The sequence below is a fragment of the Cryobacterium sp. TMT2-14 genome, assembly GCF_004402465.1.
GTDB lineage: Bacteria > Actinomycetota > Actinomycetes > Actinomycetales > Microbacteriaceae > Cryobacterium > Cryobacterium sandaracinum.
The window spans coordinates 1-24,803 of the sequence record NZ_SOFV01000003.1 but is presented as its reverse complement, the minus strand read 5'-3'; the positions used below and the strand labels follow the sequence as shown (position 1 = coordinate 24,803).

Sequence of the window (24,803 nt, the reverse complement as noted above, 5' to 3'; positions counted from 1 at the left end):
GCGCGGCGGCGGGCCGCGGGGCCGCGGGGCCGCGGGGCTGGCGGCGCGACAGCGGGCGGGAGGCACGCAAACTCGCTCCGGTAGACTGGGCTGACTGCCCACAAACCTCAGGAGTTGCACCATGGTTGACGTTCGGCGGGTCAAACTTCCCGGGGTGGGAGTGCTGCACACCTTCATCACGGATGACGGCGGCAAAGTGGGCGTCATCGCCCACCGCTCGGGGCACAGCGACCTCATCACCTTCGCGGACGACGAGGGCGGCCCCGACGCCGCCAAGGTGTCCCTGCGGCTGAACGAAGACGAAGCGCACACACTCGCCGAGCTCCTCGGCGGCACCCAGATCACCGAGTCGCTCACCGCGCTCGACCAGATCCCCGGCCTCAGCATCGACTGGTTCACCGTCGACTACGAAGACCACATCGCCGGCCAGGCGCTCGGCAACCCCGCCGACCGCGGCATAGCCGGTCTGACGGTCGTGGCCGTCGTCCGCGGGGAGTCCGCGAACCCGGCGCCCGCCCACGACTTCCGTGTCTTCCCCGGCGACACGCTCGTCGTCGCCGGCTCGCCCGAGAAGGTCGCGAAGGCCTTCGCCTTCTTCCGCACCGGCGAGGTTAAGGCCAAGTCCGTCGACGCGCCGCCCGGGGGCTAAACATGCAACTCGGCGAAGACCTCATCACTCTTGGCATCCTGCTCGTCGTTGCCTATCTCCTCGGTCGTGCCGGAAAGCTGATCGGGCTGCCGTCCATCCCCATCTACATGATTGTCGGGCTCCTGGCCAGCCCGAACACCGGCTGGTTCCCGCTGGACTTCCAGTCGGCGGACATCGAACTGATCGCCATTTTCGGGCTGATCCTGCTCCTGTTCAGCCTCGGCCTCGAATTCGACCAGGAGGCGTTCTTCGGCGACGCCGGAAAACTCTTGATTTCCGGCGGCTCCTACGTTCTGATCAACATGGGAGTCGGCTTCGCGTTCGGCCTGATGGTCGGCTGGGGCAGCCGGGAGGCCCTTGTGATCGCCGGAATGACCGGCACCTCCTCGAGCGCCATCATCACCAAGCTCCTGATCGAACTGCGCCGGCTTGCCAACAAGGAAACTCCGATGATCCTCGGCGTGACCGTCGTCGGCGACATCTTCATCGCGGTCTACCTGGCGATCGTCTCCGTCGTGCTCAGCGGCAAGACCGAGGCCTGGCCGATCGTGCTGCAACTGAGCATCGCCTTCCTCTTTCTCGTCGTGATGTTCTCGGTGGCCCGCTGGGGCGCTAAAGTCGTCTCCCGGCTGATGCGCACCAAGGACGACGAACTGTTCACCATCCTCTTCTTCGGGCTCGCCGTGCTCTTTGCCGGGATCGGTGAGATCATCGGCGTGACGGATGCGATCGGGGCCTTCCTGATCGGGGTGGTGCTCGGCGCGAGCACGTACCGCGGCCGGATCGAGCGCGTCGCCGTACCCCTGCGCGACGTGTTCGGGGCTTTCTTCTTCCTCAACTTCGGCCTCGCGCTGAACGTGGCCGAATTCGGATCGGTGATCACCATCGTGTTCGCGGCCGTCGGCATGACCTTCGTGCTCAGCCTGATCTCCGGAATGCTGATGGCGAAACTGCACGGCATGGGCCCGCGGGAGGGACTCAACACCGCGGCCATCTTCGTCAACCGCGGCGAGTTCACGCTGATCCTGGCAACCCTGTCGGTGACCGCGGGTCTCGATCAGCGGCTGCAGCCCTTCGCCGGCCTCTACGTGCTCACGATGGCGATCCTGGGGCCGCTCTTCGCGGCGAACTCCGAGAAGATCGGCGCGGCCCTGCGGCGACGCCGGAAAGCCGTCCCGGCCCGGAAACGCGCCCACGACGTGATGCTGGCGGAGGAAATCGCCCTGGTCGAGGCGGCCACCGCCGCCGACACCGGCACGGATGCCCAACGCGCCGCCGACCGTCTCCTCGCCGACCACCGCCAGCGCCCGACCGCCGCGGCACCCGGCGCGGGGTCGGCCATGGCGCCTGCCGACGCGACCGCCGACTCGGAGGCAGATGCCGCCGCGGCCGACGGACCGGCGTCCGCGGCCCCGGACTCCATGCTCGACTTCATCTCCGGCCGGCGCCCGGCCGAAACCGGCCCGGTCGACAAGCCGGCGCGTGACACCGCTTCAGGGGACTACTCATGATCACAACCATGCTCCGGCCGCGCTGGCTGATCGCGCTGCTGCTGGCGCTCGCGATCGCCGCGGCCTTCGCCCTGCTCGGCCGGTGGCAGCTCGAACGCGCCATCGCGTCCGGCGAAGTCGTGGAGCGCAGCACCGAGACCGTGCAGCCGCTCCACGAGGCGGTGTCGCCGGACGGGCCGCCGCGCGAGTCAGCGACCGGCCAGCTGGTCACCGTGGACGGCTCCTTCGTGCCGGGGGACGACGTGCTGATCAGCGAACGCCTCAACGGGGGCGACAGCGGTTTCTGGGTAGTGAGCCGCTTGTCGACGGTGGAAACGGCATCCGTGCCCGTCTCCACCATCGCCGTGGCTCGCGGCTGGGCCGCCACCGAGGAGGAGGCCAGGTCGGCGATCGAGGCGCTCTCGGCGCAGGCCGCCGCGCAGCAGCAGACCGTGACGGGCCGCTTCGTTCCCTCCGAGGCTCCCGTCGTGCCGGACGAGGACAGCGACCCGCGCACCCAGACCACGGTCTCCACCGCCGCGCTGATCAACCGGTGGGCGGACTTCACCGACCAGTCCGTCTACGCCGGCTACATCGTCGACACGGATGCTGCCGCGAACCTCACCGTGATCGACTCGCCCGTGCCCGGCAACGACGCATCGGTCAACTGGCTGAACATCTTCTACGCCCTCGAGTGGGCAGTCTTCGCCGGCTTCGCGGTGTTCCTCTGGTACCGCCTGGTTCGGGACGACTGGGAGCGTCAGCAGGAGCAGGCCGCCATCGACGCGACGGAGGCCGTCTAGAATTGGCCCATGCCACTTGACCCCAAGCCTGCCGACATCCCCAAAATCCCCGGTGCGCTCCGGCTCTACAAGGTTTCCTCGGTCATCACCGGTGTCTTCCTGCTGCTGCTCTGCGTCGAGGTCTTCCTGAAGTTCGTGCTGCAGCTCGAAATCGAAGTCGGCGGCCCGAACGGGATCATCGCCCTCGTCGCCCGGGACTCGGTGACCGCATTCAACCTGAGCACCGGCATCCTGATCGTGCACGGCTGGCTGTACGTGCTCTACCTGTTCAGTGACTTCCAGCTCTGGAGCCTGATGCGCTGGTCATTCCCCAAGTTTCTGCTGATCGCACTCGGAGGCATCATTCCTACCCTGTCCTTCTTCCTCGAGGTGCGCGTCGCGCGCGAGGTCAACGCCTTCCTGGCGACGCACGCCGACTCGGCTGCCGCTGCCGCTGCCGCTGGGGCCGAGGCCCGCTCGTGAGCGCCGCTGTGAGCGCCTCGACCGGTGCCCGCCCCGTTCTGGTGGTCGACTTCGGTGCCCAGTACGCGCAGCTGATCGCGCGCCGGGTGCGCGAGGCATCCGTCTACTCCGAGATCGTGGCCCACTCGATCACCGCGGCCGAGGTCGCGGAGAAGAACCCGCTCGGCATCGTGCTCAGCGGCGGGCCGTCCAGCGTCTACGCCGAGGGTGCCCCCACCTTCGACCCGGACATCTTCGACCTGGGCATCCCGATCCTGGGCATCTGCTACGGCTTTCAGGTGATGGCCACGACCCTTGGCGGCGAGGTGGCTCGCACTGGCCGGAGCGAGTACGGCGCGACCCCGGTCAGAGTCACCGACAGCGGCAACGCGCTGCTGGCCGGGCAGCCGGCCGAGCAGACGGCGTGGATGAGCCACGGTGACTCCGTGTCGAAAGCCCCCGCCGGCTTCTCGGTGCTCGCGTCCACGAGCTCCACCCCGGTCGCCGCCTTCGCGAACGATACGCGCCGGCTCTACGGCGTGCAGTGGCACCCCGAGGTCAAGCACTCCGAATTCGGCCAGAACGTGCTCGAGAACTTTCTGCACCGCGCCGCCGGCATCCCCGCCGACTGGAACAGCGGCAACGTCATCGCCGAACAGGTGGCCCGCATCCAGGCCCAGGTCGGCACCGGCAAGGTCATCTGCGGGCTCTCCGGCGGAGTCGATTCCGCCGTGGCCGCTGCCCTCGTGCACAAGGCCATCGGCGACCAGCTCGTCTGCGTGTTCGTCGACCACGGCCTGCTCCGCCAGGACGAGCGCCGTCAGGTCGAGGAAGACTTCGTCAAGGCCACCGGCGTGCGTCTGGTCACCGTCGATGTGCGTGAGCGGTTCCTGACCGCGCTGGAGGGCGTCAGCGACCCGGAGACCAAGCGCAAGATCATCGGTCGTGAGTTCATCCGCACCTTCGAGCAGGCTCAGGCCGAATTGATCAAGGAAGCGGCGGCAACGAATGAAGACCCGATCCGCTTCCTCGTGCAGGGCACCCTGTACCCGGACGTCGTCGAGTCCGGCGGCGGCAGCGGCACCGCCAACATCAAGAGCCACCACAACGTCGGGGGCCTGCCGGAAGACCTGCAGTTCGAATTGATCGAACCGCTGCGCACCTTGTTCAAAGACGAAGTGCGCGCGATCGGCGCCGAGCTGGGACTGCCAGCCGAGATCGTGCAGCGCCAGCCGTTCCCCGGACCCGGACTCGGCATCCGCATCGTGGGCTCGATCACCCAGGACCGGCTCGACCTGCTTCGCCACGCGGATGCGATCGTGCGCGCCGAGCTGAGCGCCGCGGGCCTCGACCGTGAGATCTGGCAGTGCCCGGTGGTGCTGCTCGCCGACGTGCGGTCCGTGGGCGTGCAGGGTGACGGCCGCACCTACGGGCACCCGATCGTGTTGCGCCCGGTGTCGTCGGAAGACGCCATGACGGCCGACTGGACCCGCCTGCCGTACGACCTGTTGGCGCGGATCTCGAACCGGATCACGAACGAGGTGGACGGGGTGAACCGCGTCGTGCTCGACGTCACGTCCAAGCCGCCGGGGACCATCGAATGGGAGTAGGGGAATGCTCCCGGTTGTGACGCGGGGAGTAAGAGTGTCGCTCCTCAGCTCAAACAATGGGCGGCGGATGCCGGACCCTCCGCTTCGCTCCGGGGCCGGCATCCGCCGCCCATAACGCGACACCCCGCGACACGCCCTCTCCCCGCCTCGCGATCGCTGAGGGACAAGCAACTTTGGGGGTGAGTACGACGAAAGGGCCGCCCCGGTGAGGCGGCCCTTTCGTCGTGCGGTCGTGCGGCGGGGTGGGTGCTACTCGCGGGCGATGGCGAAGATGCGGAGCATCTCGACGTAGAGCCAGACGACGGTGAGCATGATGCCGAAGGCCCCGGTCCAGCCGTACTTGCGGGGGATTCGGTTGTTGACGCCGCGCTGGATGAAGTCGAAGTCGAGCACCAGCGAGTACGCGGCCATGATCACGGCGAGGACGCCGATCAGGAGGCCGATCGGGATGCCGAAGATCTCGGCGCTGCGAAGACCGAACGCGTTGTCGGTCGCGCCGAAGACCATCATGCCGAAGTTGATCAGCGAGAACACGCCGTAGCCGATCATGGCGATCATGAAGACCTTGGTGGCCTTCTTGGAGGCGCGGATCTTGCCGCTGGCGAAGAGGGCCAGCGTGACGCCGACGACGACGAGCGTGGCGAGCACGGCCTGGGTGACGACACCCGGGTAGATCTGCTCGAAGACGATCGAGATGCCACCGACGAAGAGGCCCTGGGCCGCGGCGTACGCGAGGATCAGGGGCGGCGACGGCTCCTTTTTGAACGCGTTGACCAGTCCGAGGACCAGACCCGCGATCGCGCCGACGATGAGCGGCAGCATCGTCACCGGGGTGACCAGCCAGCCGATGGCTGCGGTCACCAGCAGCAAGGCGAAGCTGAGCACCGTCTTGCGGATGGTGTCGTCGTAGCTCATCCGGTCGGTGTCCTGTGAACCGGCGGAGGGAGCGTTGAACATGCCCTGCAGGTCGCTGTCGGAGAGCACCTTGCCACCTGCAGTGGCGCCAGGAGCGCCGAACGCGGCGTTTCGGGAGAATGCGGGGTTGGAAGATGCCATGGTTGCCGAAGCTCACAATCAAGTGGGTAGGTAGCGGAGCCAACACCGGTAAGTGCTGGACAATTCCTAGATTCTATTCAGATCTGCTGGGGATCCGCCGTATTCAGGTTTGCGACTCGCGGTGACCGGGGGCGGCGCCCCGCCGACCAGCCGGCCAGCCACCAGGCGAGCCAGGAGGAGGCCGCCGTGGCGATGAAACCGATTAGATAACCGACCCAGTTCTGGTCGTAATTGTTCAGCGCGTCCTTGAGCAGGAAACTCATCGTGATCGACGGGATCAGGGCCAGGTAGCTCAACCACGGGCGGTGCCGCACGAGCAGCCAGCAGGCTAGAAGCACGGCGAAGACACCGTTGAAATCGGCTCCGCCCAGCAGCAGGATGCTGCACAGCAGGGCCGGACCCAGAACCGTGAGCCGCCGCCACAGGGCCCCCGGCAGAATCAGCCAGCCCAGCACGTGCAGGGGCGGGCCGATGGCCAGGAAGAACAGGCTGTAGGTACTGGTGAAGTTCGTGGCAAGCACCCCGAGCACGACCAGCGTCAGTCCGGTCACGTAGCGGGCGCGGTAGCTGCCCCACCGGTGCAGGCGGGTCGGTGGAACTGTCCAGGGTGTCATCGCCTCGATTCTGGCAGTTGCACGCGTAGGGTTGGCAAATGCAGCCGATTGTGATCGGTCACCGCGGGGCGAGCGGTTACCGACCAGAGCACACCCGTTCCGCCTACGAACTGGCCGTCGCTCTCGGCGCGGACGCGGTCGAGCCTGACATCGTCGCCACCCGCGACGGTGTACTGGTGGTGCGCCACGAGAACGAGATCGGGGCGACGACGAATGTCGCAGCGCACCCCGAGTTCGCCGGCCGCCGGGCGACCAAGGTGATCGACGGCATCCGGCTCACCGGCTGGTTCACCGAGGACTTCACCTGGGCCGAGCTGCGCACCCTGCGCGCCCGGGAGCGCCTGCCCGAGGTGCGGAAGGCAAGCGCCACCTTCGACGACCGGTTCCCCCTGCTGCGCCTGCGGGACGTGTTCAAGCTGATGGACCGGCTGTCCGGACGGGTGCGCCGGCCCATCGGCGTCGTCGCCGAGCTCAAGCACGCCACCTACTTCGAGTCGATCGGGCTTCCGCTCGACGAGCTGTTCGCCGCCGAGGTCAACGACGCCGGTTGGAACGCCGGCGACGGCCGCCTCACCATCGAGAGCTTCGAGCGCAGCCTCCTCGACAAGGTCTACGCGCGCGGCATCTACGGCAAGCGTGTCTTCCTACTCGAGGCGCGCGGCAAACCCGCCGACGAGGTCGCGCTGCTCGGGCCGAAAGCGCCCCACTACGCCGACTACCTCTCCGACACCGGGCTCTACGGGCTGAGCGGCACGGTCGACGGGATCAGCGTGCCCAAATCGCTCATCCTGGCCACGGATGCCGATGGTCACGTCTCCGGCGCCTCCGACCTGGTCGACGCCGCGCACGCCGCGGACCTGGAGATCTACTGCTGGACGCTGCGCCCGGAGAACCGGTACCTTGCGAAGACGTTCCGCCGTGGGCGGCTGCGGGCCGACTTCGGAAACTGGCAGGCCGAGTTCCGCACCATCCTCGGCACCGGGATCGACGGGGTCTTCGCCGACCACCCCGACCTGGCGGTGCTCGTGCGGGACGAGCTGGCCGCGGAGGACTGACCGGGGCGCTGCCCCGCACCGGGGCGGTGTCAGACGCAGCACCTAGAATTGGGAGCGATATGACGACCCTCTTCGACCCGGACCACACGCCCGCCCGCCAGGTTCCCTCCGCGGTGCCCATCATCCTGGACGGAGCGGCTCCGCGCGACCGAGAGAGTCCACTGCTCGAAGGGCTCAACCCCCAGCAACGCGAGGCCGTGCTGTACCGCGGACCGGCGCTGCTGATCATCGCGGGCGCCGGCTCCGGGAAGACCAGCGTGCTCACCCGCCGCATCGCCAGTCTGCTGGAGAGCCGCGAGGCCTGGCCGAGCCAGATCCTCGCCATCACCTTCACCAACAAGGCCGCGGGGGAGATGCGGGAGCGGGTGCGGGCGATCCTCGGCCAGGGGGCCGACGGCATGTGGATCAGCACCTTCCATTCCTCCTGCGTGCGCATCCTGCGCCGCGAAGCGGAAAGCGCGGGCCTCTCCGCCACGTTCAGCATCTACGACTCGGCCGACACCAAGGTCACGCTCAAGCGCATCATCAAGGCCCTCGACGCCGATACGCTCGGCTTCACGCCCGGTAATGCGTCAGCGAAGATCTCCAAGCTCAAGAACGAGCTCGCGGACGCCGACTCCTACGCCCGCAACGCGAACATGAGCGACCCGCAGGAGGTCATGTTCGTCGAGATCTTCCGGCAGTACACCCACCGGCTGCGCGCGGCCAACGCCCTCGACTTCGACGACCTGATCGGCGAGACGGTCTACCTGTTCCGCGCGTTCCCGAAGGTCGCGGCCCTCTATCGGCGCCGGTTCCGCCACATCCTGGTCGACGAATACCAGGACACCAACCACGCGCAGTACTCGCTCGTGCGCGAGCTGACCCGTCCCGTCGAGCCCGACCTGGCCGAGGAGATGGAGGCGACCGGTGTGCACGTGCGCAACCTGCGCGACGCCTCCGGCGGCATCCCGGGAGCCTCGCTCACCGTGGTCGGCGACTCCGACCAGTCGATCTACGCCTTCCGCGGTGCGGACACCCGCAACATCAGCGAGTTCGAGCGCGACTTTCCGGGCACCAGGGTGATCCTGCTCGAGCAGAACTACCGCTCGACCCAGAACATCCTCTCGGCCGCCAACGCGGTGATCGGCCACAACTTCGACCGCACAGACAAGAAACTGTGGAGCGCGGGCGGCGACGGCGAGAAGATCGTGGGCTACACGGCCTATTCCGGTCACGACGAGGCCCAGTTCGTCTCGGACGAGATCGAGGTGCTGCACCGCGCCGGCATGGCCTACCGCGACATGGCCGTGTTCTACCGCACCAACGCGCAGACCCGTGCGCTTGAAGAAATCCTGGTGCGCTCCGCGGTGCCCTACCGGGTCGTCGGCGGCACCAAGTTCTACGAGCGGGCTGAGATCAAGGATGCGCTGGCATACCTGATCGCCGTCGCGAACCCGAACGACGAACTGGCGCTGCGTCGCATCCTGAACACCCCCAAGCGCGGAATCGGTCCGGCCACCGAGACGGCGCTGGCGAGCTTCGCGGAGGCGAACCAGATCAGCTTCCGGCAGTCGATGCGCGACTGCGCATCGCTGGGCCTCGGCCCCAAGGTGACCGGGGCCATCCTGAAGCTGGCAACCTTGCTCGACGAGGCGGCGCTGAAGCTCGACCCGGAGAACCCGGCCGGCACGGCGAACGTGTCCGAGCTGCTTACGTTCCTGCTCGATGGCAGCGGACTGCTCAGCCTGCTGCGAGGCAGCCGCGACCCGCAAGACGAGGCGCGCGCCGAGAACATCGAGGAACTCGTCGCCCAGACCAAGGACTTCAACAAGGAGAACCCCGACTCGGGGCTGGTCGACTTCCTCACCCAGGTGTCCCTGGTCGCCGCCGCCGACGACCTCGACGACGCCTCCGGAACGGTGTCCCTGATGACCCTGCACACGGCGAAGGGACTCGAATACGAGGCCGTGTTCCTGACCGGCGTGGAGGAGGGCCTGCTGCCGCACCAGATGTCGGCCAACGAGCCCGGCGGGCCCGCCGAGGAGCGGCGCCTGTTCTACGTGGGCATCACCCGAGCCCGCCAGAGGCTCTACCTCTCCCTGGCGATGACCCGGGCCCAGTTCGGCGACATCAACGTGGCCATGCCCAGTCGCTACCTGCAGGAGATCCCCGTCGACCTGATCGACTGGAAGCAGTCCCCGGGCATGGCGAACTCCCGCGGCGGTACCCAGCCCCGGGCGCTGAACGCGAGACGCGACGGGTTCGGCGGCGGGTTCGCGGGGCGCGGTGACCCGCAGGCGCTGCCGCCCGCGCCGAAGAAGAAGACCGAATGGGCCAGCCGGGTGCCGAGCCAGGTGCGCGACAACGGTGACCTCACCCTGATGCAGGGCGACCGCATCCGTCACGTCGATTTCGGCGACGGCCGCGTCAACCAGGTCACCGGTGACGGCACCAAGCGCATCGCGCACGTCCAGTTCGACACGGCGGGCGCAAAGAAGCTTCTGATCAAGATCGCGCCGATCGAGAAGCTCTAGTGGCGGAGCCGCGTGCCGCGGGTCCCGGCGCGCCGCGGCCTTCCTGCTGGTCAGCGTCGCCGCCGGGCTCGTGATGAGCGTGGCCGAGGCAACCCTGCCGGCCCTGGTGCTCGGGCTCCTGCTCGTGATCACGGCGGGGATCCTGCTGGCATCGACGTATGGCTTGTTCCCCGGCACGCCGATCTTCTTCGTCTTCGCCTACCTGGTCTGTGCGCAGGTGCCCGCGCCGGTCGACGAGATGCTGCCGCGCCTGTTGGTGGCAGTGACGAGCGCCGCGCTGGCCTGGCTGCTCACCATGTCCGGCTGGGCGTTTCGGCGCCTGGTCGGAGACCGCTCCGGCGACCTGTTCAAGGAGCTGCCGCGCACGCCGCTGCTGCGACCGGCCGCGTTCCGCGACGTCCAGGTGTGGCTCACCATCCTGCAGCACCAGGTCGGCGTGCTGCTGGCCGGCGGGCTCGCCCTCTTCGTGAGCATCGGGCACCCCTACCGGGCAGTGGTGAGCGTGGTCGCCGTGCTCCCGCCGCCCCGTGCCGCGCACTCCATCTCCCGGGCGGTGCACCGCATCATCGGTACCGCGCTCGGAGTGGCGGTGACCGCCCTCGTGCTGCTGCCCGGGCCATCCGTCTGGGTGCTGATCGCGGTGATCGCGATCGGCCAGTTCGGCGCGGAAATCCTGATCGGCAGGCACTACGGCGCCGCCCTGCTGTTCGTCACGCCATTGGCGCTGACCGTGGCTCACCTGGCCGACCCGGTCGCCGTGCCGACGCTGCTGGTCGACCGGGTGGTGGAAACCGCGCTCGGCGGCGTGGTCTCGGTGCTGATCGTGCTCGCGGCGCGCGGCCCCGCCCGGCAGCATTCGCGTCGGCTCGGTGGAAAGCGTCCACCCCTGAACGCTTAGGAACTGCACAGGTTGCTCCCAGCTTTTCGATAGCCCGTCGATTGGTACGCTCGCGAGGCTCTTCGCATGAGCATCGACACCCGCACCACCCCGCCGCGTCGGCGCACTGCTCCCGCGCCGCGAGTGCGCCCCGAATACCGGCAACGGATGCGGCTGGCTGACACCCTGCAGGTTCTCTGTACCGTCTCCGTCGCCCTCGTCATCGCCCTGTTCCTGGCCGATGGCGGCGCTGCCCGCTTCGCCACCCCCGCAGACGTGCTCACCTCCCTCGGCGTGCTGGCCGGACTGATCGGCACAGACCTGCTCCTGATCATGATGCTGCTGGCCGCACGGTTGCCCGCCATCGACCGGGCCTTCGGCCACGACGGTGCGATGGCCCTGCACCAGTCGCTCGGTAAGCCGGCGCTCTCCCTGATCCTCGCGCACGCCGGGCTTTTGATCGTGGGCTACGCGCTGGCCGGCGAGATCAGCGTCGTCGCCGAGGTGTGGCGCATGCTGACCGTGCTGCCGGACATGCTCCTGGCCGTCATCGGCCTCGGACTCCTGGTGCTGGTGGTCGTCAGCTCGATCGTGATCGTTCGGCACCGCCTGCCGTACGAGGTGTGGCACATCGTGCACCTGCTCTCCTACGTGGCCGTGCTGGCGTCGCTGCCGCACCAGCTCACCGTCGGGGCCCTCCTGGTCGCCGGCTCGCCGCAGTGGTTTTACTGGCTGGCCCTGTACGTGGGGGTGGCCGGCTCGATCCTCGTCTTCCGGGTCATCCTGCCGGTCGTCCGCTCGCTGAGGGCCCGGCTGCGGGTGGAGGGCGTCGACCGGGTCGCCGACGGCGTCGTCTCGATCCGTGTGTCCGGCCACCGCCTGGCCCGGCTTCAGGCCGACGCCGGGCAGTTCTTCATCTGGCGGTTCTGGACTCCCGGGCTCTGGTGGCAGGCGCATCCGTTCTCCCTCTCGGCCGCGCCCACCGGCAACTCCCTGCGCATCACGGTGCGCTCCCTTGGCGACGCCTCTGCCGCGCTCGGCGGCCTGCGCCGGGGCACCCGGGTGAGCGTCGAGGGCCCATACGGACTGTTCACCGACCGGGCCAGAACGTCACCGCGGATCGTGCTCGTGGCCGCCGGTATCGGCGTCGCCCCGATCCGCTCCCTGTTGGAGACGGCGAGTTTCCTGCCCGGGCAGGCCACGGTCATCCTGCGCTCCCACACGCTCGCAGACAGCTACCTGGCCGACGAACTCGCCGAGTTGTGCCGGGCGCGGGGTGCGGAGTTCCGCGTCATCGTGGGGAAGCGGCCGCCGGGTGTGGGGAGTTGGCTGCCCGCCGACGCGGTGGCGGGCCCGGTGAACCTGCTGACCCTGGTGCCGCGGCTGCGTGACGCGGACGTGTATGTCTGTGGTCCACGGCGGTGGACTGATGAGGTCGTGCGGGATGCCCGCTCGGCCGGCCTTCCCCCGCGACAGATTCATTTCGAAAGGTTTGACTGGTGAGAATTCGAGCAGCGGCTGCGGCCGCCCTGGCTTCCGTTTCCGTTCTGTCGGTGGGTTGGCTCGTCGGAGCCCCCGCCGTGCAATCCCTGCAGGCCACGCTGACGACGACCCTGACGAGGCCGCCGTCCAACGAAACGACGGGCGTGTCCTCGACGGGTGGTGGCACGGGCGGTGCGACGACCACGATCGACGCGTCGGCACCTGTCGCCGAGGCGCTCGCGCCCACCAGCGTCACCGGCACGTTCGAGGGCTCAGCCGTGCAGACCCGGTTCGGCCCGATGCAGGTGTCGGTGACCATCGACAACGGCACGATCACCATGGTCACCCCGCTGCAGCTGACCAATGACGACCGGAAGTCGGTCCAGATCAGCAACCGGGCGGCCCCGATCCTGCGGGAAGAGGTGCTCGCCGCGCAGTCCGCCGACGTGGCGAACGTCAGCGGCGCGACGTACACGACCCAGGGGTACCTCCGTTCGCTCCAGGCAGCCCTCGATGCCGCACAGTTCTAGCGCGGTGGCCGGTCACACGGCGATCACGGCCCTGAGCATGGGGACCGTCATCAGCATCCGTCTCGGTGACGGCGCCGCCCCGCACGACGACGCCCGCCTGGCTGCTGCCCGGAACGCGGTCGTGGAGGTGTTCCGAGGCTGGAACGAACGCTTCAGCCTCCACCGGGAGGGGTCGGAGCTCAGCCGCGTCAACCGCGGCGAGCTGCGGCTCACCCAGGCCGGGCCCGAACTCCGCAACTGCTACGCGCTCGCCCTGGCGTGGCGGGGCCGCACCGACGGGGTCTTCACCCCGCACCGCGCCGACGGCGCCATCGACCTGTCCGGCATCGTCAAGAGCCTCGCGATCGCGGAGGCCGGGGACCTGCTGAACCGGCTCGGAGCCCGGGACTGGTCGCTCAACGCAGGCGGGGACATCCTCGTCGGCGGTGACCGGGCGTCCGGCCTCGGCTGGTCGGCCGGGATCGTCGACCCTCTGGACCGAGGAACCCTGCTCGCCACGGTGCCGCTGACCCTGCCGGTGCGGGCCGTGGCCACCTCGGGCAGCGCGGAGCGCGGCGACCACATCTGGACCACCGTCGACGGCGGGGTGTCGCCCTACCGCCAGGTCACCGTCTTCGCCCGGGACATCGTGACCGCGGATGTGCTGGCCACGGCCATCGTCGCCGGCGGGCAGGCGGCACTGGACCGCAGCACGGAGGCTTTCCCGATCGATGTGCTGGCGGTGCTGCGCGACGGTTCGCTGCTGGCCACGCCGGGCCTGCGGGCAGCGTCGGGCCTGCGGGCAGCGTCGGCCTGACCGGGCTCGCGGGCGCGGGGCCTGTCGCCCTGCCTGGATGCCCTTCCTTGTCGCTTGCGGCTCGGGAGCGTAGCGTTGCCGCCGCGGGGATGCCCAAACGGGGCGGCTCCCATCAAACTGGAGGTGTCATCATGGCGAGCGACCCGGAGGGACTCTGGCCGCGGCGAGCGGATGCGACGAGCGACGGACTCGACGAAGACCGCGAGATCGATGACATCGAACTGACCCTCGACAAGGATGTGCCGCTCGCCGAGCACGGAGATGCGGTGTGGATGATCGACGCCGACCAGCGCCCGGTTGAGCTTGACGACGAGGACGACGACCGGGGAACCGAGGAGCCCGGCGAGCCCGGCGAGCCCGGACCCCGGGAGTAGCCGGCCTCGTCAAACCGATTGGTTCTGTCGCTCTCGGAAGATCAGAGCCGACCGCACCGCGTGGCGCCGTTCACCCCCGGAGGAGCGCCGTGCCCGCGGCGAACCAATTCGACGGAGATTCTCCTGAAAAACGGCTTTTCGAGGGTAATCAGGGCCGTTTCGGGCAAAATCTCCGTCGAATTCGTTCAGGCCGGAGACGCTGAAGCGCCGCGTACTCGAGAGACTCGCCGAGCCGTGAGTTCGGCTCCTCAACCCTGTGGCCCGTGGGGAGAGGAGCTCTGCTCACCGTTCGGCGAGCGTACGTGCGACGGCGCATCTACGCGACGGCGCGGCTACGCGACGGCGCGGGTGCGAGCCTGCCGGTGGCGGAGGAGCACCGCGAGCCCGCGCCAGCCGAGCAGGAACACCCCGAGCACGACGGTCGCCACGACGACGAAGCTGAATTCCGTTCCCTGCCCGCTCACGGTGCGCAGCAGCATCCCGACGCCGACGGCGAAGAGCCAGATTCCGGTGCCTGTCCAGACGATCTTTTGCGGGCTGCGCCAGGCGCGCATGATGAGCCAGCCCACGAGGAGACCGCCAAGGAAGGGCAGCCCGGTGATCAGGGTGCCGAGAATATCCTCTTGGTGGCTGGCCCGGCCGATCAGCACGAAGACCAGCACCAGGGCGGCGTCGAGTCCCGCCGCGAGGAGGAGACTGGACCGACTGCTCTGCTGGATTGCCATGCTTCCAGCCTACGGGGGCCCGGAGGGTCAGACCGCGTTGCCGATCCGGCCGCGGTGCCGATCAGACCGCGTTGCCGATCAGACCGCGTTGCCGATCAGACCGCGGTGCCGAGCAGGGAGCCGATCGCCCAGGTGACTCCGAGCGCGAGCAGGCCGCCAACGAGCACCCGGGAGATCGCGCGGGTTTTCGGACTGCCGCCGAGGTAGGAGCTCAGCCAGCCGGTGATGACCAGGGCGATCGCGACGGCGAGGAAAGTGGCCGGCAGGCGCCACTCCGGCGGCGGCAGCAGCACCGCCAGCAGCGGCAGGCTCGCACCGACCGTAAACGCGATGGCGGAGGCGTAGGCGGCGTGCCACGGGTTCGACAGCTCGTCGGCGCCGATGTGGAGTTCCACCTCGAGGTGCGCGGCGAGGGCGTCGTGCGCGGTCAGCTCGAGGGCCACCTGCTTCGACGTCCGGGGGGTGAGCCCCTTTGCCTGGTAAAGGTCGGCCAGTTCGGCGAGCTCCTGCTCGGGCATGTTCTCGAGTTCCCAGGTCTCCTTGGCGATCAGGGCGCGCTCGGTGTCGCGCTGGCTGCTCACCGAGACGTACTCGCCCAGGGCCATCGAGATCGCGCCGGCGAGCAGGGCGGCGACACCCGCGATCAGGATCGCCGAGGCATCCGTGGTCGCCGCCGCGACGCCGACCACCAGGGCCGCAACCGACACGATGCCGTCGTTGGCTCCGAGCACGCCGGCCCGCAGCCAGTTCAGGCGCGAGGCATGGTCGGCGGAGTGGGGATCGACGCCGTGTTCGGGTTCAGTCATGACTGAATCCAAGCAGGCGGATGCGTGCCGCGCCAGCAAGGACTGGCTTGCCTCACGGCGGCAACTTCACGGCGACCGACGTGCGGCGCACGGCGTGTTCGCGATGTCGGCGGGGACCGATAGAGTTTCAAATGGTACGTATGTCTTGATGTCGAGCTATCTGCGGCGCGGGCATCCGTGCCCTTGCCCCTCAAGACCTTGCAGGAACGCTACGACGCGGATTGGAAGAGCAGCGTGGATCTTTACGAATATCAGGCACGAGACCTGTTTGAACAGTATGGAGTCCCGGTTCTGCCGGGCATCATCGCGGACACTCCGGAGGAGGTGCGTACCGCGGCCGAGAAGTTGGGCGGCGTTGTTGTCGTCAAGGCCCAGGTCAAGGTCGGCGGCCGCGGCAAAGCCGGCGGCGTGAAGGTGGCGAAGACCCCCGACGACGCTGAAGCCGCCGGGCGCGCCATCCTCGGACTCGACATCAAGGGCCACACCGTCAACCGGGTCATGGTGGCCGGCGGAGCCCGTATTGCGCAGGAGTTCTACTTCTCCGTGCTGCTGGACCGCACCAACCGCTCCTACCTCTCGCTCGCGAGCTACGAGGGTGGCGTGGAGATCGAGGTTCTCGCTGTCGAGAAGCCCGAAGCGCTCGCCTACACGGCCATCGACCCGATTGCCGGGATCGACCTGAACACGGCCCGTCAGATCGCGGTCGACGCGAAGTTCCCGGCCGACCTCGTCGACAAGGTCGCACCCGTCTTCGTGCAGCTCTACAACGTATTCACCGGTGAAGACGCGACCCTGGTCGAGGTCAACCCGCTCGTGCTGACCGAAGAGGGCGACGTCATCGCCCTCGACGGCAAGGTCACGATCGACGAAAACGCCGGCTTCCGCCACCCGAGGCATGCCCTCCTCGAGGATGCGGCCGCTGCCGACCCGCTCGAGGCGAAGGCCAAGGAGAACGACCTCAACTACGTCAAGCTCGACGGCGAAGTGGGCATCATCGGCAACGGCGCCGGACTCGTGATGAGCACCCTGGACGTCGTCGCCTACGCCGGCGAAAACCACGGCGGCGTCAAGCCTGCCAACTTCCTCGATATCGGGGGCGGAGCATCCGCCGAGGTCATGGCCGCCGGTCTCGACGTCATCCTCGGTGACCCGCAGGTCAAGGCCGTGTTCGTCAACGTCTTCGGCGGCATCACCGCCTGTGACGCTGTGGCCAAGGGCATCGCGGGCGCGCTCGCCGAACTGGGCAGCGCCGCCAACAAGCCGCTCGTTGTGCGCCTCGACGGCAACAACGTCGAGGAAGGCCGTCGCATCCTCACCGAGGCCAACCACCCGCTCGTCACACTGGCCGCCACCATGGACGAGGGTGCCGCCAAGGCCGCCGAACTCGCCCACGCCGCGAAGTAAAGGATTTTCGAACATGTCAATCTTCCTCAACAAGGACTCCAAGGTCATCGTGCAGGGCATCACCGGCGGTGAGGGCACCAAGCACACCGCCCTCATGCTGAGGGCCGGCACCCAGGTCGTCGGCGGCGTGAATGCGCGCAAGGCCGGCACCACCGTCGTGCACGGCAGCGTTGAGCTGCCCGTGTTCGGCACGGTTGCCGAGGCGATCGAGAGGACGGGCGCGGATGTCTCCATCGCGTTCGTGCCGCCGGCCTTCACCAAGGACGCCGTCATCGAAGCCATCGACGCCGGCATCCCGCTGCTCGTCATCATCACCGAGGGTGTGCCCGTGCAGGACTCGGCCGAGTTCTGGGCCTACAACAACGCCAAGGGCAACAAGACCCGCATCATCGGTCCGAACTGCCCCGGCATCATCACCCCCGGTGAGGCGCTCGTGGGCATCACGCCGGCGAACATCACCGGCAAGGGCCCGGTCGGCCTCGTCTCCAAGTCGGGCACCCTGACCTACCAGATGATGTACGAACTGCGCGACCTAGGCTTCTCCACCGCCATCGGCATCGGCGGCGATCCCATCATCGGCACAACGCACATCGACGCGCTCGAGGCGTTCGAGGCTGACCCCGAGACGCTCGCCATCGTCATGATCGGAGAGATCGGCGGCGACGCCGAGGAGAAGGCGGCAGAGTACATCAAGGCCCACGTCACCAAGCCCGTTGTCGGCTACGTAGCCGGCTTCACCGCCCCCGAGGGCAAGACCATGGGTCACGCCGGCGCCATCGTCTCCAACGGGGCCGGAACCGCCCAGGGCAAGAAGGAGGCCCTCGAGGCCGCCGGGGTCAAGGTCGGCAAGACGCCGAGCGCGACCGCCACCCTGCTGCGTGAGGTTCTCGCGGCGCTGTAACCGGCATCGCTGCACAAGCACCGAACGACAGGGCCCGCCTCACCAGGCGGGCCCTGTCGCGTTGTCGGCCGCGGCCGGCGAGCCTGCCTGCCGTGCCTCTGCCTGCCGCCTGCCGTGCCTGTGCCTGCCGCCTGCCGTGCCTCTGCCGCCCTGCCTCTGCCGTGCCCGGGGCCCGAACGAATTCGACGTAGATTTTGGTCAGAACCGGACCGAAATATCTGTTCCAGCCTGGATCGAGCAAAATCTCCGTCGAATTCGTCACCGCGCGGCGGGGGGCAGGGGAGCTGGGGCGGCGGAAACGGTAGGCTCCGATCGGATGAAACGCTTAACGACCGCCCTGCTTGCCGCGCTCGACGCGCTCATTGTCGTAGCCATCGGGGTCGGCATCGCGCTCGTTCCGCTCACGGTTCTGTGGGCCACGCAGTTCGACATGGCCGTCAACTGGCTCGTGTTCTGGCGTGCCGCGGTCGACGTCTGGCTCGTCGGCAACGGCATCGACCTGGTCGTCCAACTCGACCCGACTCTCGTCGCCGCCCTGAACCTGCCCGGCTCGGACGCCGCGTTCCCGATCACGATCGCACTGCTGGGCTTCGCGCTGATGGCCGTGCTCTTCGGCTTGCGCACCGGCCGCCGGGCGGCGGAAACCCCCTACCGCTGGGTCGGGGTGACGGGCGCCATCGCCGGCTACGCGCTGCTGACCGCTCTGCTCGTGCTGTCGACCGGCACGGATGCCGTGCGCCCCCAGACGGTACAGGGTCTGGTTCTGCCTCCGCTCATCTTCGCCGCCGGCGTTCTGATCGGCGCCGGCCAGGGTCAGCTGGGCCGCCTGATCGGCAGCATCCCCGGTCTGCCCGGCCGCCTCCCGGGAGTCGTCCGGGGCGCGGGCCGCGGCGCAACCGGCAGCAGTGCCGACAGCGCCGGCAACGTCGCCAGCGTCAGCGGTTCCGGTGCCGGCAGCAGCGCCGGCAAGAGCGTCCACGGCCTCAATGGCACCAGCAACACCAGCAACACCAGCAGCACGGGTGCCGCAGCCGGCCTGCTCCCGGTCGCGGTGCGCGCGGGCGCAGCCGCGGCGCTGCGGAGCGGAACGGCCGCGGCCGCCGGTATCCTCTGCGTCTCCGGGATCACCGTTTTCGTGCTGATCCTAACCAGCTACGCCACCATCATCGGACTCTACGAGACCGTGCAGGCCGGCGTCCTGGGCGGCATCGCGCTCACACTCCTGCAGCTTTCGCTGATCCCGAACCTGGTCATCTGGGCCGCGGCCTGGTTTGCCGGACCCGGCATCGCGGTGGGCGTGGGCACCAGCGTGTCCCCGGTCGGCACCTCGCTCGGCACCGTACCGGGCCTGCCGATCCTTGGCGTGCTGCCGCAGGGCAGCCTGGCGTTCGGGTTTGTCGGCCTGCTCGTGCCGCTGCTGGTCGGTTTCCTCGCCGCCGTCATCCTGAGGCAGCGGGCGACCGCGGATGTCCCTCCTTCCATCTCGGAACGGCTCCTCACGGGCCTCGGCACCGGGTTCGTCGCCGGTGTGCTTCTCGGGCTGCTGGCCTGGTGGTCGGGCGGAGCTCTCGGCCCGGGCCGTCTTGTCGAGGTCGGCCCGAACCCGCTGCTGGTCGGGGCGTTGGTCGCGCTCGAGGTCGGCATCGCGGCCTGCCTCGGTCTCCTGACTCCCGCGCCCACGGTCGGCGAGAACGGCTCCGGGCGCGGTGCGACGGGCGAAATGCCGGGAACGAAGCCGGGCACGAAGCCGGGAACGAAGCCGGGCACGAAGCCGGCAACCGCTTCACGTGCGGCGCGCAGTGGGGATACCGGGGTCGGTCGTCTCCTCGGCCGGCTGCGCGACGCGCTCCCTCGCCGGTAGGCTTCTCCCGTGCTGAACTTGGTCGTACTGATCTCCGGCGGGGGATCCAACCTTCGCTCCCTGCTCGAGGCCTGCCGCGACGCCGAATACCCGGCCCGCGTGGTGGCCATCGGCTCCGACCGGGACGCCGACGGGCTCGTGCTCGGCGAGGAATACGGCATCTCCACGTTCACGGTGCCGTACACGTCGCATCCGTCCCGGGAGGCCTGGGGCGACGAGCTCCTCGCGCAGATCCAGCAGTGGGACGCCGACCTCATCGTGCTCAGCGGCTTCATGCGCCTGCTGCCGCCCCGGGTGGTGGCGGCGCTGACCCCGAACCTGCTCAACACGCATCCGGCCTACCTGCCCGAATTCCCCGGGACGCACGGGGTGCGTGACGCGCTCGCCGCCGGGGTCGCCGAAAGCGGCGCCAGCCTGATCGTGGTTGACACCGGCGTCGACGACGGACCGATCATCGCGCAGGAACGGGTGCCGGTGCTGCACGGTGACACCCAGGCATCCCTGCACGACCGCATCAAAATCGTCGAGCGTCGCCTGCTGGTGCAGGCCGTGCTCGATATCGCCAACGGACACGTCGATCTCAAGGAGCATCCCCACATATGAGCGGTCCCACTAACGCCCCGAGCCTGTACCGCCACCGCGACGTCGTGCCCGTGCAGCGCGCCCTCATCTCGGTGAGCGACAAGACGGGTCTGGTCGAACTGGCCGCAGCTCTCGCGGCGACCGGCGTCGAAATCGTATCGACCGGTTCAACGGCCGCCTTCATCCGCGCCGCCGGCCACGACGTGACGGATGTCTCCGCCGTCACCGGCTTCCCCGAATCCCTCGACGGCCGGGTCAAGACCCTGCACCCGGGAGTGCACGCCGGTATCCTCGCCGACCTGCGCCTCGAGGCGCACGAGGCGCAGCTCGCCGACCTCGGCATCGCCGCATTCCAGCTCGTCGTCGTGAACCTGTACCCGTTTGTCGAGACCGCCCTGTCGAGTGCGGTCCCGGCCGACGTGATCGAGCAGATCGACATCGGCGGCCCGGCCCTCGTGCGCGCCGCGGCCAAGAACCACGCCAACGTCGCCATCGTCGTGGACCCCGACAACTACGACGAGATCATCGCAGCCGTCGAGGCCGGCGGCACCCCGCTGACGCTGCGCCAGAAGCTGGCCTCGCTCGCCTTCGAGCACACCGCCGGCTACGACCTGAGCGTCTCCGCCTGGTTCACGGAGAACGTCTACGACCAGTGGCAGGACGACGCAGCGGCCCTCGACGAGGAGATCCTCGAGGAGTTCGACGCCGTGATCGGCGACGCCCTCTCCGAGGAGATGCCGTTTCCCGAGACCCTTGTCATCGAGGCCACCCGCAGTGCGGTGCTCCGCTACGGCGAGAACTCGCACCAGGCCGCGGCCCTCTACCTCGGTGAGGGCGGACAGGGCATCGCGCAGGCCGTGCAGCGCCACGGCAAGGAGATGTCGTACAACAACTACGTCGACGCGGATGCCGCCGTGCGCGCCGCCTACGACTTCGTCGCACCGGCCGTCGCCATCATCAAGCACGCCAACCCCTGCGGCATCGCCGTCGCCAACCCCAAGGCGCCCGACGCGATCGCCTCCGCGCACCACCGCGCGCACGACTGCGACCCGATCTCCGCGTTCGGCGGCGTCATCGCGGCCAACCGCACAGTCACCCTCGGCATGGCCGAGACCGTCAGTCAGATCTTCACCGAGGTGCTCGTCGCCCCGGGTTTCGAGCCGGCCGCGTTCGAGCTGCTCAGCGCCAAGAAGAACATCCGCCTGCTCGAGCTTCCGGTTGACTACCACCGATCCTCGCTCGAACTGCGCCAGATCTCTGGCGGCCTGCTCGTGCAGGAGTCCGACACGTTCGACGACCTCGACTCGTCGACCTGGGCCCTCGCGGCCGGCGACGAGGTCGACGCGGCCACCCGGGCGGACCTCGAGTTTGCGTGGAAGGCCTGCCGCTCCGTGAAGTCGAACGCCATCCTGCTGGCGCGCGGCGGGGCATCCGTGGGCGTCGGAATGGGCCAGGTCAACCGGGTCGACTCCTGCCACCTCGCGGTGCTGCGGGCCGGCGACCGGGCGGCCGGCTCGGTCGCGGCCTCGGACGCGTTCTTTCCGTTCGCGGACGGCCTGCAGGTGTTGCTCGACGCGGGCGTCACCGCTGTTGTGCAGCCCGGCGGCTCCGTGCGCGACGCCGAGGTCATCCAGGCGGCCGCGGATGCCGGCGTCAGCATGTACTTCACCGGGGAGCGCCACTTCTTCCACTAGGCGTTCATCGGGGCAGCCCCGGTGCGGCCACGAAATCTGGCACGATTGAAGGAACCGTGGCTTCGCCAGACCCGTCCCGGCAGGAAGGAACGCCGTGCCAGACCTCGAGGGATTCATCCAGACCGGCTACCTCGTCGCCCTGGCGGTCGCGGTCGTGGCCGCGGTGGCGATCACGGCGATCGTCGCCCTGGTCTTCCGGGTGGTGGGCCGGAAGGAAGCCTGGGCGCGCACGCTGGTCGGCCTGGTCAGGGTGCCGTTCCGGTTGACGCTGCTGGTGGGCGCGATCTGGACCGTTAACACGCTGTTCCTGCAGACCTCCGAGGGGATCGAACGACTGGTCGACTTCTTCTTCCGGGCCCTCTTCATCGCCGCGTCCACCTGGCTGGTCTGCGCGCTGCTCTACTTCTTCGAGGAGGTGGCGGCCGCCCGCTACCGCATCGACGTGCGCGACAACCGCGTCGCGAGAAGGGTGCGTACCCAGCTGCGGATGCTGCGGCGCATCGGCGTCGTCGTGATCGTCATCTGCGCGATCGGGGCAGTGCTGCTCAGCATCCCCGGCGCCGCGACCCTGGGCGCGAGCCTGTTCGCCTCAGCCGGTCTGCTCAGCGTCGTGGCCGGCCTGGCCGCGCAGTCCACTCTCGCGAACGTGTTCGCCGGCATCCAGCTGGCCTTCAACAACGCCCTGCGGGTCGACGACGTGGTCATCGTCGAGACCGAGTGGGGCAAGATCGAGGAGATCACCCTCACCTACGTGGTCGTGCACATCTGGGACGACCGCCGCATGGTGCTGCCGTCGACCTACTTCACCACCAACCCGTTCCAGAACTGGACCCGGCACAACAGCGAGTTGCTCGGCGCGGTCGAGTTCGACCTCGACTGGCGTGTCGACCCCGCCGGCATGCGCGTGGAACTCGACCGCATCGTCGCGCAGACCGAGCTCTGGGACGGCCGCGTGGTCGTACTCCAGGTGACGGATGCCGTGGGCGGCTTCGTGCGCGTGCGCGTGCTGGTCTCCGCCGCCGACGCTCCCACCCTGTTCGACCTCCGCTGCCTCGTGCGCGAGAACCTGATCGACTGGCTCAATACGCACAACCCCGAGGCACTGCCGGTGGGACGGATGGAACTGCGGCGTGAACCCCCGCGTGCGGAGGTTCCCGCGCGCGCCGCGCCGTCGGCCCACCCCGTCACCGCGCCCATCGGGCTGTTCTCCGGCGACGAGAACGCCAAGGCGCGGGCGGCCGAGTTCACCGCGACCATCCCCGTGCAGGAGGGTCCGGCCGAGAAGCGCTGACGCGCCGCCGGTCACGACGCGCAGTCGGGGAGTCGCGCGGCTATTCTGGTGCAGTCGACGCGTCACGATCGCGGCGGCACAGCCAGCCCACAAGGCCGACCAGCGAGGAGAACCACCCCATGACGCTCACGCACCCCACCACCTCGCTGGATGCCCTGATCGGCCTCCCCTTCACGCACGAGCGCGTGTTGATCACCACCGGCATCCGTTCGGGCCTCGTGATCACCGTGGCCGTGCACTCCACCCGGCTCGGCCAGGCCCTCGGCGGCGCCCGCCTGTGGCAGTACGAGAACTGGACGGATGCCGTCGCCGACGCCCTGCGCCTGTCCGCGGCCATGACGCTGAAGAACGCGGCCGCCGGGCTGAACCTGGGCGGCGGCAAGTCCGTGATCCACGTGCCGCTCGGCACCGAGTTGAGCGAGGCGGAGCGGCGTGACGTCATGCTCGACCTCGGCGACGCCATCGAAAGTCTGGACGGCGCGTACATGACGGCCGAGGACGTCGGCACGAACGCCGAGTCGATGGCCATCGTGAAGGAACGCACCGACCACGTCTGCGGTCTCCCGGCCGCCAGCGGGGGCGTGGGCGAACCGGCCGACGCGACCGCGGCCGGCGTCTACGCCAGCGTGCTCGCCACCCTCGACGCCCTGTTCGGCAGCCGCGAGGTGTCCGGCCGGCACATCGTCATCTCCGGCCTCGGCCAGGTCGGCGGCCGCCTTGCCAGCGAGCTCGCCGCCGCCGGGGCACGCCTCACGGTCAGCGACGTCAACCTGGGCAAGCAGCAGGTCGCCGCCGGCCTCGGCGCGACCTGGGTCCCCGTCGACGAGGTGCACCACGTGCCGGCCGACCTGTTCGTGCCCTGCGGGCTCGGCGGGGTGCTCACCGCCCGGGTGATCGGTGAACTCAATGTGCTCGGGGTGGTCGGGGCCGCCAACAACCAGCTCGCCCAGCCGGAGGGTGCCGCCCAGCTGGACGCGCGGGGCATCCTCTGGGCACCCGACTTCGTTGTGAACGCCGGCGGCGTCATCTACCTGGCCCTGGCCTCGGAGCCGAACGCCGACCGGGCCGTCGTGACCGAGCGGGTCGCCGCGATCGGCGATGTCGTCGCGCAGATCTTCACGGATGCCCGCGAGCAAGGCATCACAACGCTCGCCGCCGCCGAGCGCCTCGCTGCCGCGCGGCTGGACGCCGCCCGCCCGCGGTAGCCGCCCCGGGCGGCTCCCCGGTCGCCTCGCCGGCGCTGCGC

The 24,803-nt window shown here is 69.0% G+C and carries 23 protein-coding genes; 19 read left to right on the top strand and 4 right to left on the bottom strand.

The genetic code is table 11. From position 1 onward, the window contains the following. Positions 1-121: 121 nt before the first annotated feature. From E3O28_RS01220 to guaA, 5 genes are read left to right on the top strand one after another with little or no spacing between them, the layout of a single operon-like run. Positions 122-649, top strand: a complete 528-nt coding sequence (locus E3O28_RS01220) for a TrkA C-terminal domain-containing protein (RefSeq protein WP_104100916.1) — start codon at positions 122-124, stop codon at positions 647-649. Positions 650-651: 2 nt separating this feature from the next. Further along, on the top strand, positions 652-2,160 hold the full coding sequence (locus E3O28_RS01215; protein WP_104100915.1) for a cation:proton antiporter: 1,509 nt from the start codon (positions 652-654) through the stop codon (positions 2,158-2,160). Then, a complete protein-coding gene (locus E3O28_RS01210; RefSeq protein WP_104100914.1) occupies positions 2,157-2,942 on the top strand; it encodes an SURF1 family cytochrome oxidase biogenesis protein in 786 nt (261 codons plus the stop codon). The genes E3O28_RS01215 and E3O28_RS01210 overlap by 4 nt, the downstream gene beginning before the upstream one ends. Positions 2,943-2,951: 9 nt before the next feature. Further along, a complete protein-coding gene (locus E3O28_RS01205; RefSeq protein WP_104100913.1) occupies positions 2,952-3,404 on the top strand; it encodes a DUF3817 domain-containing protein in 453 nt (150 codons plus the stop codon). Continuing rightward, positions 3,401-4,993, top strand: a complete 1,593-nt coding sequence (guaA, locus tag E3O28_RS01200) for a glutamine-hydrolyzing GMP synthase (protein ID WP_233191399.1) — start codon at positions 3,401-3,403, stop codon at positions 4,991-4,993. The genes E3O28_RS01205 and guaA overlap by 4 nt, the downstream gene beginning before the upstream one ends. Positions 4,994-5,242: 249 nt before the next feature. Here the strand turns inward: guaA and E3O28_RS01195 are convergent, their stop codons facing one another. Both E3O28_RS01195 and E3O28_RS01190 read right to left on the bottom strand, forming a co-directional pair. Continuing rightward, positions 5,243-6,049 carry a Bax inhibitor-1/YccA family protein gene (locus E3O28_RS01195; RefSeq protein ID WP_104100912.1) on the bottom strand — a complete coding sequence of 269 codons (807 nt, stop codon included), beginning with the start codon at positions 6,047-6,049 and terminating at the stop codon, positions 5,243-5,245. Positions 6,050-6,126: 77 nt separating this feature from the next. Then, positions 6,127-6,663, bottom strand: coding sequence for a hypothetical protein (locus E3O28_RS01190; RefSeq protein ID WP_134415051.1), 537 nt, complete (start codon positions 6,661-6,663; stop codon positions 6,127-6,129). 38 nt (positions 6,664-6,701) lie between these two features. Between E3O28_RS01190 and E3O28_RS01185 the strand changes: the two genes are divergently transcribed. From E3O28_RS01185 to E3O28_RS01155, 7 genes are all read left to right on the top strand, one after another. Then, the gene (locus tag E3O28_RS01185; protein WP_134375401.1) at positions 6,702-7,718 is read left to right on the top strand and encodes a glycerophosphodiester phosphodiesterase family protein; all 1,017 of its coding nucleotides are present in this window, start codon (positions 6,702-6,704) and stop codon (positions 7,716-7,718) included. Between the two features lie 59 nt (positions 7,719-7,777). Further along, positions 7,778-10,234, top strand: a complete 2,457-nt coding sequence (locus E3O28_RS01180; protein WP_134415050.1) for a UvrD-helicase domain-containing protein — start codon at positions 7,778-7,780, stop codon at positions 10,232-10,234. A gap of 73 nt (positions 10,235-10,307) precedes the next feature. Beyond that, a complete protein-coding gene (locus E3O28_RS01175) occupies positions 10,308-11,132 on the top strand; it encodes an FUSC family protein (protein WP_134415049.1) in 825 nt (274 codons plus the stop codon). Positions 11,133-11,198: 66 nt separating this feature from the next. Further along, positions 11,199-12,614, top strand: a complete 1,416-nt coding sequence (locus E3O28_RS01170; protein ID WP_233191398.1) for a ferric reductase-like transmembrane domain-containing protein — start codon at positions 11,199-11,201, stop codon at positions 12,612-12,614. Further along, positions 12,611-13,123: an FMN-binding protein gene (locus E3O28_RS16120; protein WP_166784698.1), complete on the top strand. Its 513-nt coding sequence runs from the start codon at positions 12,611-12,613 to the stop codon at positions 13,121-13,123. Before E3O28_RS01170 ends, E3O28_RS16120 begins: the two co-directional genes overlap by 4 nt. Continuing rightward, entirely contained in the window at positions 13,107-13,919 is an 813-nt protein-coding gene (locus E3O28_RS01160; protein WP_241972958.1) for an FAD:protein FMN transferase, read from the top strand. The genes E3O28_RS16120 and E3O28_RS01160 overlap by 17 nt, the downstream gene beginning before the upstream one ends. A 131-nt stretch (positions 13,920-14,050) precedes the next feature. Beyond that, positions 14,051-14,293: a hypothetical protein gene (locus E3O28_RS01155; protein ID WP_134342985.1), complete on the top strand. Its 243-nt coding sequence runs from the start codon at positions 14,051-14,053 to the stop codon at positions 14,291-14,293. A gap of 332 nt (positions 14,294-14,625) precedes the next feature. On the opposite strand, the gene E3O28_RS01150 is transcribed toward E3O28_RS01155, so the two are convergent. Both E3O28_RS01150 and E3O28_RS01145 read right to left on the bottom strand, forming a co-directional pair. Further along, a complete protein-coding gene (locus E3O28_RS01150) occupies positions 14,626-15,018 on the bottom strand; it encodes a DUF3054 domain-containing protein (RefSeq protein WP_104194016.1) in 393 nt (130 codons plus the stop codon). A gap of 95 nt (positions 15,019-15,113) precedes the next feature. Further along, positions 15,114-15,824: a VIT family protein gene (locus E3O28_RS01145; protein WP_104100904.1), complete on the bottom strand. Its 711-nt coding sequence runs from the start codon at positions 15,822-15,824 to the stop codon at positions 15,114-15,116. 234 nt (positions 15,825-16,058) lie between these two features. Between E3O28_RS01145 and sucC the strand changes: the two genes are divergently transcribed. From sucC to E3O28_RS01110, 7 genes are all read left to right on the top strand, one after another. Next, the gene (sucC, locus tag E3O28_RS01140; protein ID WP_134415052.1) at positions 16,059-17,228 is read left to right on the top strand and encodes an ADP-forming succinate--CoA ligase subunit beta; all 1,170 of its coding nucleotides are present in this window, start codon (positions 16,059-16,061) and stop codon (positions 17,226-17,228) included. Positions 17,229-17,241: 13 nt separating this feature from the next. Continuing rightward, positions 17,242-18,129 (top strand): succinate--CoA ligase subunit alpha, encoded by an 888-nt coding sequence (sucD, locus tag E3O28_RS01135; protein WP_134415048.1) that lies wholly within the window; start codon positions 17,242-17,244, stop codon positions 18,127-18,129. A gap of 316 nt (positions 18,130-18,445) precedes the next feature. Next, positions 18,446-19,990, top strand: a complete 1,545-nt coding sequence (locus E3O28_RS01130; RefSeq protein ID WP_134415047.1) for a DUF6350 family protein — start codon at positions 18,446-18,448, stop codon at positions 19,988-19,990. 9 nt (positions 19,991-19,999) lie between these two features. Further along, the gene (gene purN / locus E3O28_RS01125) at positions 20,000-20,593 is read left to right on the top strand and encodes a phosphoribosylglycinamide formyltransferase (RefSeq protein ID WP_104100902.1); all 594 of its coding nucleotides are present in this window, start codon (positions 20,000-20,002) and stop codon (positions 20,591-20,593) included. Further along, positions 20,590-22,266 carry a bifunctional phosphoribosylaminoimidazolecarboxamide formyltransferase/IMP cyclohydrolase gene (gene purH, locus E3O28_RS01120; RefSeq protein WP_134400969.1) on the top strand — a complete coding sequence of 559 codons (1,677 nt, stop codon included), beginning with the start codon at positions 20,590-20,592 and terminating at the stop codon, positions 22,264-22,266. The genes purN and purH overlap by 4 nt, the downstream gene beginning before the upstream one ends. A gap of 94 nt (positions 22,267-22,360) precedes the next feature. Continuing rightward, positions 22,361-23,557 carry a mechanosensitive ion channel family protein gene (locus tag E3O28_RS01115; RefSeq protein WP_134342989.1) on the top strand — a complete coding sequence of 399 codons (1,197 nt, stop codon included), beginning with the start codon at positions 22,361-22,363 and terminating at the stop codon, positions 23,555-23,557. 119 nt (positions 23,558-23,676) lie between these two features. Then, on the top strand, positions 23,677-24,762 hold the full coding sequence (locus tag E3O28_RS01110; RefSeq protein ID WP_104100899.1) for a Glu/Leu/Phe/Val dehydrogenase family protein: 1,086 nt from the start codon (positions 23,677-23,679) through the stop codon (positions 24,760-24,762). Positions 24,763-24,803: the final 41 nt, after the last annotated feature.

Excerpts from the sequence above, each read along its gene's own strand:
- E3O28_RS01220 (WP_104100916.1), top strand. The coding sequence starts at position 122 with ATGGTTGACGTTCGGCGGGTCAAACTTCCCGGGGTGGGAGTGCTGCAC.
- E3O28_RS01215 (WP_104100915.1), top strand. The coding sequence starts at position 652 with ATGCAACTCGGCGAAGACCTCATCACTCTTGGCATCCTGCTCGTCGTT.
- E3O28_RS01210 (WP_104100914.1), top strand. The coding sequence starts at position 2,157 with ATGATCACAACCATGCTCCGGCCGCGCTGGCTGATCGCGCTGCTGCTG.
- E3O28_RS01205 (WP_104100913.1), top strand. The coding sequence starts at position 2,952 with ATGCCACTTGACCCCAAGCCTGCCGACATCCCCAAAATCCCCGGTGCG.
- E3O28_RS01195 (WP_104100912.1), bottom strand. The coding sequence starts at position 6,049 with ATGGCATCTTCCAACCCCGCATTCTCCCGAAACGCCGCGTTCGGCGCT.
- E3O28_RS01190 (WP_134415051.1), bottom strand. The coding sequence starts at position 6,663 with ATGACACCCTGGACAGTTCCACCGACCCGCCTGCACCGGTGGGGCAGC.
- E3O28_RS01185 (WP_134375401.1), top strand. The coding sequence starts at position 6,702 with ATGCAGCCGATTGTGATCGGTCACCGCGGGGCGAGCGGTTACCGACCA.
- E3O28_RS01180 (WP_134415050.1), top strand. The coding sequence starts at position 7,778 with ATGACGACCCTCTTCGACCCGGACCACACGCCCGCCCGCCAGGTTCCC.
- E3O28_RS01175 (WP_134415049.1), top strand. The coding sequence starts at position 10,308 with ATGAGCGTGGCCGAGGCAACCCTGCCGGCCCTGGTGCTCGGGCTCCTG.
- E3O28_RS01170 (WP_233191398.1), top strand. The coding sequence starts at position 11,199 with ATGAGCATCGACACCCGCACCACCCCGCCGCGTCGGCGCACTGCTCCC.
- E3O28_RS01160 (WP_241972958.1), top strand. The coding sequence starts at position 13,107 with ATGCCGCACAGTTCTAGCGCGGTGGCCGGTCACACGGCGATCACGGCC.
- E3O28_RS01155 (WP_134342985.1), top strand. The coding sequence starts at position 14,051 with ATGGCGAGCGACCCGGAGGGACTCTGGCCGCGGCGAGCGGATGCGACG.
- E3O28_RS01150 (WP_104194016.1), bottom strand. The coding sequence starts at position 15,018 with ATGGCAATCCAGCAGAGCAGTCGGTCCAGTCTCCTCCTCGCGGCGGGA.
- E3O28_RS01145 (WP_104100904.1), bottom strand. The coding sequence starts at position 15,824 with ATGACTGAACCCGAACACGGCGTCGATCCCCACTCCGCCGACCATGCC.
- sucD (WP_134415048.1), top strand. The coding sequence starts at position 17,242 with ATGTCAATCTTCCTCAACAAGGACTCCAAGGTCATCGTGCAGGGCATC.
- E3O28_RS01130 (WP_134415047.1), top strand. The coding sequence starts at position 18,446 with ATGAAACGCTTAACGACCGCCCTGCTTGCCGCGCTCGACGCGCTCATT.
- purH (WP_134400969.1), top strand. The coding sequence starts at position 20,590 with ATGAGCGGTCCCACTAACGCCCCGAGCCTGTACCGCCACCGCGACGTC.
- E3O28_RS01110 (WP_104100899.1), top strand. The coding sequence starts at position 23,677 with ATGACGCTCACGCACCCCACCACCTCGCTGGATGCCCTGATCGGCCTC.